The following is an 8967-nucleotide window of genomic DNA, read 5'->3' on the forward strand; positions in this document are numbered from 1 at the left end:
CTGGCAAACTTTTTCCCTTGACTAGGTGCATATTTGGGATGAGATTAGAATTCTTTTAGAAAAAATGATATGATAGAATTTATGGATAAAAATAAGATTATGGGATTAACCCAAATAGAAGTCAAGGAAAGACAGGCTAAGGGCTTGGTCAATGATTTTACCGCATCGGCTAGTACCAGCACTTGGCAAATCGTTAAACGAAATGTCTTTACTCTTTTTAATGCTTTGAACTTTGCTATTGCTTTGGCACTAGCCTTTGTGCAGGCTTGGAGCAATCTGGTCTTCTTTGCTGTTATCTGCTTTAACGCCTTTTCTGGTATTGTGACCGAGCTGCGGGCTAAACACATGGTAGATAAGCTCAATCTCATGACCAAGGAAAAGGTCAAAACCATTCGTGATGGACAGGAAGTTGCCCTCAATCCTGAAGAATTGGTGCTAGGAGACGTCATTCGTTTGTCTGCTGGGGAGCAGATTCCCAGTGATGCCTTGGTTCTGGAAGGATTTGCGGAAGTCAATGAAGCCATGTTGACGGGGGAAAGTGATTTGGTGCAAAAGGAAGTTGACGCCTTGCTTTTGTCAGGAAGCTTCCTAGCAAGTGGGTCAGTTTTGGCTCAAGTCCACCATGTCGGTGCAGACAACTATGCTGCCAAACTCATGCTGGAAGCCAAGACCGTTAAACCCATCAACTCCCGTATCATGAAATCGCTGGACAAGCTAGCTGGTTTTACTGGGAAGATTATCATTCCCTTTGGTCTGGCTCTCTTGCTAGAAGCTTTGCTTTTAAAAGGCCTACCTCTCAAGTCATCCGTTGTAAATTCATCGACAGCCCTTTTGGGGATGTTACCTAAAGGAATCGCCCTTTTGACCATCACTTCGCTCTTGACTGCGGTGATTAAGCTGGGCTTGAAAAAGGTCTTGGTGCAGGAGATGTACTCTGTTGAAACTCTGGCGCGCGTGGATATGCTCTGTTTGGACAAGACAGGTACCATCACCCAAGGAAAGATGCAGGTAGAGGCCGTTCTTCCGCTGACGCCAACTTATGGTGAAGAGGCTATTGCCAGCATCCTGACTAGCTACATAGCCCATAGTGAGGATAAAAATCCAACTGCTCAAGCTATTCGACAGCGTTTTGTGGGAGAAGTTACTTATCCTATGATTTCTAATCTGCCTTTCTCAAGCGACCGCAAGTGGGGAGCCATGGAGTTAGGAGGTCTGGGGACAGTTTTCTTAGGTGCCCCTGAGATGTTGCTGGACTCTGAAGTCCCCGAAGCCAGGGAGGCCTTGGAGAGAGGGTCACGTGTCTTGGTCTTAGCTCTCAGTCAGGAGAAATTAGACCATTACAAACCACAGAAACCATCTGATATTCAGGCTCTAGCCTTGCTGGAAATCTTGGACCCTATTCGAGAGGGAGCGGCAGAGACGCTGGACTATCTCCGTTCTCAGGAAGTGGGGCTCAAGATTATCTCTGGTGACAATCCAGTTACGGTGTCCAGCATTGCCCAGAAGGCTGGTTTTGCAGACTATCACAGCTATGTAGATTGCTCGAAAATTACGGATGAGCAATTGATTGATATGGCTGAGGAGACAGCTATTTTCGGACGTGTTTCCCCTCATCAAAAGAAACTCATCATCCAAACGCTGAAAAAAGCGGGTCATACAACAGCTATGACAGGAGACGGAGTCAATGATATTCTGGCCCTTCGTGAGGCGGATTGCTCTATCGTAATGGCGGAAGGAGACCCGGCAACACGTCAGATTGCCAATCTGGTTCTCTTGAACTCTGACTTTAATGATGTTCCTGAGATTCTCTTTGAAGGTCGTCGGGTGGTCAATAACATTGCCCACATCGCCCCGATTTTCTTGATAAAGACCATCTATTCTTTCTTGCTCGCAGTTATCTGTATCGCCAGTGCTTTACTAGGTCGGTCTGAGTGGATCTTGATTTTCCCCTTCATTCCAATCCAGATTACCATGATTGACCAGTTCGTGGAAGGTTTCCCACCATTCGTTCTGACTTTTGAGCGAAATATCAAACCTGTTGAGCCAAACTTCCTCAGAAGATCTATGCTTCGTGCTCTACCAAGTGCACTTATGGTTATCTTCAGCGTCCTCTTTGTGAAAATATTTGGAAGTAGTCAAGGTTGGTCTGAGTTAGAAATCTCAACCCTACTCTATTATCTCTTGGGGTCAATTGGTTTCTTATCCGTATTTAGAGCCTGTATGCCATTCACCCTCTGGCGAGTCCTCTTGATTGTTTGGTCAGTAGGAGGCTTCCTAGCCACAGCTCTCTTCCCAAGAATCCAAAAACTGCTTGAAATTTCAACCTTAACAGGACAAACATTACCTGTTTATGGTGTCATGATGTTGGTCTTTACCGTAATTTTCATCCTGACTAGTCGCTATCAATCCAGAAAATAAAGAAAGGCTGCAATCTGTGGATTGCGGTCTTTTTAGGTACAAGATTGCCAGCTGAAATGTGGTATAATAAGAGGTAATAGAGTTTTGGAAAGTGAGAGAAAATGATTTCAAAGAGATTAGAATTAGTGGCTTCCTTTGTGCCACAGGGAGCCATTTTACTCGATGTGGGAAGTGACCATGCTTATCTGCCTATCGAGTTAGTCGAAAGAGGCCAAATCAAAAGCGCCATTGCAGGTGAGGTGGTGGAAGGTCCCTATCAGTCTGCTGTCAAAAATGTTGAGGCTCACGGTCTAAAGGAGAAAATCCAGGTTCGTTTAGCCAATGGCTTGGCAGCCTTTGAAGAGGCAGACCAAGTGTCGGTCATTACCATTGCTGGTATGGGTGGTCGTTTGATTGCTAGGATTTTAGAAGAAGGATTGGACACGTTAGCTAATGTAGAACGATTGATCCTCCAGCCCAATAATCGTGAAGACGACTTGCGTATTTGGTTACAAGAGAACGGATTTCAGATTGTAGCTGAAAGTATCTTAGAAGAGGCTGGCAAGTTTTACGAGATTTTGGTGGTGGAAGCAGGACAAATGAAGCTATCAGCTAGTGATGTTCGCTTTGGTCCCTTCTTGTCCAAAGAGGTCAGTCCAGTCTTTGTCCAAAAATGGCAAAAAGAAGCTGTTAAGCTAGAGTTTGCCCTCGGACAAATCCCAGAAAAAAATCTGGAAGAACGTCAAGTTCTAGTAGATAAAATTCAAGCCATCAAGGAGGTTCTCCATGTTAGCAAGTGAAGTGATTAATGCGTATGAAGCCTTTTGCCCTCAGGAATTTTCCATGGAGGGAGACAGTCGTGGTCTGCAAATTGGTACTTTAGACAAGGATATCCAAAGGGTCATGGTGGCTCTCGATATTCGTGAAGAAACGGTGGTTGAAGCCATTGAAAAGGGTGTGGACTTGATTATTGTCAAGCATGCGCCGATTTTCCGTCCCATCAAGGATTTGGTAGCTAGCCGTCCACAAAATCAGATTTACATTGATTTGATAAAGCATGACATCGCAGTTTATGTCAGCCATACCAATATTGACATCGTTGAAAATGGCCTCAATGATTGGTTCTGTCAGATGCTAGGTATCGAGGAAACGACTTATCTGCAGGAGACAGGTCCTGAACGTGGAATTGGACGTATTGGGAATGTTCAGCCTCAGACATTTGGGGAATTGGCCCAGCATGTCAAGCAAGTCTTTGGTTTAGATAGCCTTCGATTGGTGCATTATCAAGAGAGAGATTTGCAGAAGCCTATTTCAAGAGTGGCCATCTGTGGTGGTAGCGGGCAGTCTTTCTATAAGGATGCTTTGGCAAAGGGGGCAGATGTTTATATCACTGGTGATATTTACTACCACACTGCTCAGGATATGCTGTCTGATGGCTTGCTAGCCTTGGACCCAGGTCACTATATCGAAGTGCTTTTTGTAGAAAAAATTGCAGAGCTTCTTAATCAATGGAAAGAGGAAAAAGGCTGGACTATTGATATCTTACCTAGTCAAGCATCGACCAATCCTTTCCACCATATCTAGTTAGAAGGTGAAGACAATGAAAAAAGTTGCCATTATTGGAGCAGGGATTGTAGGTGCAACAGCTGCCTACTACCTCTCGAAAGAAAGTGATCTAGAAGTAACAGTCTTTGATCATGGACAAGGTCAGGCTACTAAGGCCGCAGCAGGAATTATCAGCCCCTGGTTTTCCAAACGCCGCAATAAGGCCTGGTACAAAATGGCGCGCTTGGGGGCTGACTTTTATGTGGATTTATTAGCAGATTTAGAGAAGTCAGGACAAGAAATCGACTTTTACCAGCGTTCGGGAGTCTTTCTCCTGAAAAAGGATGAAACTAAGTTGGAAGAACTCTATCAACTAGCCCTCCAGCGTAGAGAAGAATCTCCTTTGATAGGGCAATTAGCCATTCTGGACTCAGCATCAGCTAATGAATTATTCCCTGGCTTGCAGGAATTTGATCACCTGCTCTATGCTTCTGGTGGAGCGAGAGTAGATGGCCAACTTTTAGTGACTCGTTTGCTGGAAGCCAGTCACGTCAAGCTGGTCAAAGAAAAAGTGACTCTGATACCTTTAGCATCAGGTTACCAGATTGACGAAGAGGTGTTTGATCAGGTTATTTTGGCGACGGGAGCTTGGTTGGGACACCTGTTAGAGCCTTTAGGTTATGAAGTAGATGTTCGTCCCCAAAAGGGGCAACTCCGAGATTATCAACTTCCCCAAGACATGGAAGCTTACCCTGTTGTCATGCCAGAAGGGGAGTGGGATTTGATTCCTTTTGCAGGTGGGAAATTGTCCCTAGGAGCTACTCATGAAAATGACATGGGATTTGATTTGACGGTAGATGAAACCTTACTCCAACAAATGGAGGAGGCAGCCCTGCCCCACTATCCAGTTTTAGCTAGAGCGACTTCAAGAGCTGAGCGTGTGGGAATCCGTGCCTATACCAGCGATTTCTCTCCTTTCTTTGGGCAAGTACCTGATTTAGCAGGTGTCTATGCGGCTAGTGGACTAGGTTCATCGGGCCTCACAACTGGTCCCATCATTGGCTACCATCTAGCTCAACTGATCCAAGACAAAGATTTGACCTTGGACCCTCTAAACTATCTAATTGAAAACTATGTCAAACGAGTAAAAAGCGAATAAGAATTTTACTGAAATTTTAGCTTTGCCCCTAGGATGGCAAATAACATTCCCTATCAAAAATGGTAAAATAAGAAAAAATAATCCGAGAATCGAGGAAAGAAGATGCAAGAAAAGATTTTAGTAACGGGCGGAGCAGGTTTTATCGGAACCCACACTGTTATTGAGTTAATCCAAGCAGGTCATCAAGTTGTTGTGGTGGATAACCTTGTGAATAGTAACAGAAAAAGTTTAGAAGTTGTTGAAAGAATCACAGGAGTTGAAATTCCGTTTTATGAGGCAGATATCCGTGATACAGATACTCTTCGTGATATTTTCAAGCAAGAAGAACCAACAGGGGTCATTCACTTTGCTGGTTTGAAGGCTGTTGGTGAATCTACCCGTATTCCTCTTGCCTACTATGACAACAATATCGCTGGAACTGTTAGTCTTTTGAAGGTCATGGAAGAAAACAACTGTAAAAACATTATTTTCAGTTCTTCTGCGACAGTTTACGGAGATCCTCATACAGTGCCAATCTTGGAAGATTTCCCACTTTCAGTGACCAATCCATATGGCCGCACCAAGCTTATGCTAGAGGAAATTTTAACGGATATCTACAAGGCAGACTCAGAATGGAATGTGGTCTTACTTCGTTACTTCAACCCAATCGGAGCCCATGAGAGTGGTGATTTGGGAGAAAATCCAAACGGTATTCCAAACAACCTCTTGCCATATGTGACGCAAGTAGCCGTTGGAAAATTAGAGCAAGTGCAAGTGTTTGGAGACGATTACGATACAGAAGATGGAACTGGTGTTCGTGACTATATCCACGTTGTCGATTTGGCCAAAGGTCACGTTGCAGCTCTGAAAAAAATCCAAAAAGGTTCAGGTCTAAACGTTTATAACCTTGGAACAGGTAAAGGCTACTCAGTTCTTGAAATTATCCAAAATATGGAAAAAGCAGTGGGACGACCAATTCCTTACCGCATTGTCGACCGTCGCCCAGGGGATATCGCAGCCTGCTATTCAGATCCTGCAAAAGCCAAAGCAGAACTGGGCTGGGAAGCAGAACTCGGCATCACCCAAATGTGTGAAGACGCATGGCGTTGGCAAAGCAAGCATCCAAATGGATTTGAAGACTAAGATGGTGATATCAATCATTGTCCCCTGTTTAAACGAAGAGGAAGTACTTCCTCTTTTTTATCAGGCTTTGGAAGCTTTACTTCCAGATTTGGAAACAGAAATCGAGTATGTCTTTGTCGACGATGGATCAAGTGATGGGACCTTGGAACTCTTAAAGACCTATCGGGAGCAAAATCCGGCAGTTCATTATATTTCTTTCTCGCGAAATTTCGGCAAAGAAGCAGCCCTTTATGCAGGCTTGCAATATGCGACAGGAGATCTAGTGGTGGTGATGGATGCAGACCTCCAAGATCCTCCTAGTATGTTGCTAGAGATGAAAGCCTTACTAGACCAGAATGCAGACTTGGACTGTGTTGGAACACGCAGAACCAGTCGAGGGGGAGAACCCTTCTTTCGCAGTTTCTGTGCTAATCTCTTTTATCGTCTTATGCAAAAAATTAGTCCAGTAGCCTTGCCGTCAGGTGTCCGTGATTTTCGCATGATGAGAAGATCTGTAGTCGATGCTATTTTAGCTTTGACCGAGTCCAATCGTTTTTCAAAGGGGCTCTTTGCCTGGGTGGGTTTTAAAACCCACTATCTGGACTATCCAAATGTCGAAAGGCAGGCTGGCAAGACCAGTTGGAGTTTTAGGCAACTCTTTTTCTACTCCATTGAAGGGATTGTTAATTTTTCAGATTTTCCCTTGATTATCGCCTTTGTGGCAGGTCTCCTATCTTGTTTTATTTCTCTACTTATGACCTTTTTTGTTGTGGTTCGGACCCTCATTTTGGGCAATCCGACATCAGGTTGGACCTCTCTGATGGCTGTTATTCTCTTTCTCGGAGGGATTCAACTCTTGACCATTGGGATTCTCGGCAAGTATATCAGTAAGATTTATCTAGAGACTAAAAAAAGACCACTTTATCTCGTCAAAGACAAAAGTGACCTTCCTGATTTTACAGAAAAAAATAAAGAGAAAAGACTATAATTTTGCATGGAAATATGCTAAACTAGAAGGAGTGGAACGTTCTTGTCGATATTATAGTTAATCTTTAATCAAGGCACGTGTCGGACAGTTTCTAACAGCTTCTATGACGTCCTGGCTAGGAGAAATTTCTTTTTCTAGTTGGTCAGGGTCATCGTAAAAACGCACGATTCCATTATCATGGTAATCAAATAATTCAGAATAAGTTTGGCAAAGCCCACAGGCAATGCAACGTTCAGGTATAAGTGTGATTTTCATATTTATATTGTAATAAGAAAAGTAAAAAAAAACAAGGAGTAAGGTATGGCAAAAGAACCGTGGCAAGAAGATATTTATGAGAATCAAGAAGAAACAAGATCAGAACGTCGTAAGAGAGAACAAGGTGGAGGAGTATTGGCTAATCGTATCTTGACTATTTTAGCAAGTATTTTCTTTGTGATTGTAGTCGTGATGATTATTGTTCTGATCTATCTTTCATCGGGTGGGAGTAATCGCACAGCAGCCTTGAAAGATTTTCACGATTCAGATACAAAAGTAGAGCAAGTCTCTTCTACATCTAGTAGTTCAGAGCAGGAATCTTCTAGTTCAGAGGAGAAGGTTGAAGAGTCATCTAGTAGTTCAGAACATCCAACTGATCCAGAAGGAACTACAAAAGTTATGGCTGGAGAAGGAGAAGCAGCCATTGCCGCTCGTGCAGGAATCTCGATTGCTCAGTTAGAGGCCTTGAATCCTGGCCATATGGCTACAGGATCTTGGTTTGCTAATCCTGGAGATGTGATTAAGACTAGATAGGAGTCATAAATGAAGACGATTCAAATTGCTATTGACGGTCCTGCTTCAAGTGGCAAGAGTACGGTCGCAAAGATTATTGCCAAGGATTTTGGATTCACCTACCTAGATACAGGTGCTATGTATCGTGCAGCGACCTACATGGCTCTCAGGAACCAATTAGGAGTTGAACAAGTTGAAGAACTTTTAGCCTTATTGGACCAGCATCCAATCAGTTTTGGACGCTCAGAAACTGGAGAACAACTTGTCTTTGTAGGAGATGTGGATATTACCCATCCTATCCGTGAAAATGAAGTGACCAATCATGTTTCAGCTATTGCAGCAATTCCTGAAGTACGAGAGAAACTAGTTTCTCTCCAACAAGAGATTGCCCAGCAAGGTGGGATTGTCATGGACGGTCGCGATATTGGGACTGTTGTATTGCCACAAGCAGAATTGAAAATTTTCCTAGTAGCTTCAGTCGATGAGAGAGCAGAGCGCCGTTACAAGGAAAATATTGCCAAGGGAATTGAAACAGACCTTGAAACTCTAAAAGAGGAAATTGCTGCGCGTGACTACAAGGATAGTCATCGTGAGACTTCGCCTCTCAAACAAGCAGAGGATGCTGTCTACCTTGATACAACTGGCTTGAACATTCAAGAAGTAGTTGAAAAAATTAAAGCAGAAGCAAAAAAAATGCATGTCCTAGAGACAGGAGAAGAACCTAAGACAAAATAGTTCTCAGCCACAAAAAAGCTAGAGATTTCCAATAGCGGAACTCTAGCTTTTTAATTTTGAGTCGTTCTCTTATTGTATTTTAGGAGGTTATTGGCCATAAGTATCAATCCCATGTCAATTCTCACTTGATGCTTCCCTCTCAGATTACATCTCTTGTAACCCAAACAAGCCTTTATCTGCCCAAAGACAGGTTCCACCTCAATCTTGCGTTGAGCGAAAATCTGTCTACCTTCGGGAGATAAAAGCGTCTGGCATTCTTTAGTTTTTAAGTGCT

10 protein-coding genes are annotated in these 8967 nt (G+C 43.4%); 8 read left to right on the top strand and 2 right to left on the bottom strand.

Annotation, left to right across the window (positions count from 1 at the left end; all coding sequences use genetic code 11):
* Positions 1 to 81: 81 nt before the first annotated feature.
* The 6 genes from QM409_RS08825 to QM409_RS08850 all read left to right on the top strand — a co-directional run bounded on the left by QM409_RS08825 (position 82) and on the right by QM409_RS08850 (position 7190).
* On the top strand, positions 82 to 2418 hold the full coding sequence (locus tag QM409_RS08825) for a cation-translocating P-type ATPase (protein ID WP_414305551.1): 2337 nt from the start codon (positions 82 to 84) through the stop codon (positions 2416 to 2418).
* Between the two features lie 101 nt (positions 2419 to 2519).
* The gene (locus QM409_RS08830; protein WP_414305534.1) at positions 2520 to 3197 is read left to right on the top strand and encodes a tRNA (adenine(22)-N(1))-methyltransferase; all 678 of its coding nucleotides are present in this window, start codon (positions 2520 to 2522) and stop codon (positions 3195 to 3197) included.
* On the top strand, positions 3184 to 3981 hold the full coding sequence (locus QM409_RS08835) for a Nif3-like dinuclear metal center hexameric protein (protein ID WP_049502397.1): 798 nt from the start codon (positions 3184 to 3186) through the stop codon (positions 3979 to 3981). The genes QM409_RS08830 and QM409_RS08835 overlap by 14 nt, the downstream gene beginning before the upstream one ends.
* Before the next feature lie 16 nt (positions 3982 to 3997).
* A complete protein-coding gene (locus QM409_RS08840; protein WP_414305533.1) occupies positions 3998 to 5101 on the top strand; it encodes an NAD(P)/FAD-dependent oxidoreductase in 1104 nt (367 codons plus the stop codon).
* Between the two features lie 102 nt (positions 5102 to 5203).
* A complete protein-coding gene (galE, locus tag QM409_RS08845; RefSeq protein WP_001156540.1) occupies positions 5204 to 6223 on the top strand; it encodes a UDP-glucose 4-epimerase GalE in 1020 nt (339 codons plus the stop codon).
* 1 nt (position 6224) lies between these two features.
* Complete coding sequence (locus QM409_RS08850) at positions 6225 to 7190, top strand: glycosyltransferase family 2 protein (RefSeq protein WP_414305532.1); 966 nt, start codon at positions 6225 to 6227, stop codon at positions 7188 to 7190.
* 57 nt (positions 7191 to 7247) lie between these two features.
* Here the strand turns inward: QM409_RS08850 and QM409_RS08855 are convergent, their stop codons facing one another.
* Entirely contained in the window at positions 7248 to 7445 is a 198-nt protein-coding gene (locus QM409_RS08855; RefSeq protein ID WP_024057475.1) for a ferredoxin, read from the bottom strand.
* 45 nt (positions 7446 to 7490) lie between these two features.
* On the opposite strand from QM409_RS08855, the gene QM409_RS08860 reads away from it, so the two are divergent.
* Together QM409_RS08860 and cmk are read left to right on the top strand one after the other, a co-directional pair.
* Positions 7491 to 7979, top strand: coding sequence for an SAG1386/EF1546 family surface-associated protein (locus tag QM409_RS08860; protein ID WP_261150367.1), 489 nt, complete (start codon positions 7491 to 7493; stop codon positions 7977 to 7979).
* Positions 7980 to 7988: 9 nt separating this feature from the next.
* Entirely contained in the window at positions 7989 to 8693 is a 705-nt protein-coding gene (cmk, locus tag QM409_RS08865; protein WP_414305531.1) for a (d)CMP kinase, read from the top strand.
* A 50-nt stretch (positions 8694 to 8743) separates the two neighbouring features.
* On the opposite strand, the gene QM409_RS08870 is transcribed toward cmk, so the two are convergent.
* The coding region (locus tag QM409_RS08870) for a transposase (protein WP_414305530.1) at positions 8744 to 8967 on the bottom strand (224 nt) is incomplete at its 5' end.

This window comes from Streptococcus mitis, assembly GCF_047465045.1.
Lineage (GTDB): Bacteria > Bacillota > Bacilli > Lactobacillales > Streptococcaceae > Streptococcus > Streptococcus mitis_DT.

Bases quoted from the DNA above. Each gene is read 5' to 3' on its own strand.
- QM409_RS08825 (WP_414305551.1), top strand. From the start codon at position 82: ATGGATAAAAATAAGATTATGGGATTAACCCAAATAGAAGTCAAGGAA.
- QM409_RS08830 (WP_414305534.1), top strand. From the start codon at position 2,520: ATGATTTCAAAGAGATTAGAATTAGTGGCTTCCTTTGTGCCACAGGGA.
- QM409_RS08835 (WP_049502397.1), top strand. From the start codon at position 3,184: ATGTTAGCAAGTGAAGTGATTAATGCGTATGAAGCCTTTTGCCCTCAG.
- QM409_RS08840 (WP_414305533.1), top strand. From the start codon at position 3,998: ATGAAAAAAGTTGCCATTATTGGAGCAGGGATTGTAGGTGCAACAGCT.
- galE (WP_001156540.1), top strand. From the start codon at position 5,204: ATGCAAGAAAAGATTTTAGTAACGGGCGGAGCAGGTTTTATCGGAACC.
- QM409_RS08850 (WP_414305532.1), top strand. From the start codon at position 6,225: ATGGTGATATCAATCATTGTCCCCTGTTTAAACGAAGAGGAAGTACTT.
- QM409_RS08855 (WP_024057475.1), bottom strand. From the start codon at position 7,445: ATGAAAATCACACTTATACCTGAACGTTGCATTGCCTGTGGGCTTTGC.
- QM409_RS08860 (WP_261150367.1), top strand. From the start codon at position 7,491: ATGGCAAAAGAACCGTGGCAAGAAGATATTTATGAGAATCAAGAAGAA.
- cmk (WP_414305531.1), top strand. From the start codon at position 7,989: ATGAAGACGATTCAAATTGCTATTGACGGTCCTGCTTCAAGTGGCAAG.